Source organism: Agrobacterium sp. MCAB5 (assembly GCF_052114365.1).
Lineage (GTDB): Bacteria > Pseudomonadota > Alphaproteobacteria > Rhizobiales > Rhizobiaceae > Agrobacterium > Agrobacterium tumefaciens.
In genome coordinates this window covers 1-396 of sequence record NZ_JBFREP010000320.1, presented here as the reverse complement: position 1 = coordinate 396, position 396 = coordinate 1, and the positions used below count along the sequence as shown (strand labels likewise).

Annotated in this window: 1 pseudogene; it reads left to right on the top strand. The window is 54.3% G+C overall.

Features of this window, described 5'->3' with window-relative positions:
• A pseudogene (locus AB4Z23_RS28820) lies at positions 1-155 on the top strand (IS110 family transposase); the annotation flags it as partial.
• Between the last annotated feature and the right edge of the window lie 241 nt (positions 156-396).

Genomic DNA, 396 nt, shown 5'->3' with positions numbered 1-396 from the left:
GTCGTAAAGAAGGAACGGGCCCGAAGAAGTGGGCGGCCGATTTGCTGGTCCGTAAGCCGTACAATGTCGTCGCTGTGGCGTTAGCCAATAAGATGGCAAGGATCGCCTGGGCAATCATGGTTTCGGGAGAGCGGTTTCGATCAATCCCGGCCTGATACAGGGAGCTTGAGCTTTTAAAGATTGGTGAGGTGCAAATGGTGTGATGCGAACGGTTGAACCGGGGTCTGTAAGCCCGACATTGGGGTGATGTGCTCACCAGCTCGTTGGAGTGTATGGGAACAGACTTGCGGAATTCATCAGGGCCAGCGGCATCGAAGGCCGCATTCAAAGGCCGTATACATGCCTGCACCCGACCAAGTTGCTACCACACCAAAAGCTCTTGCCAAGTAAGCATAC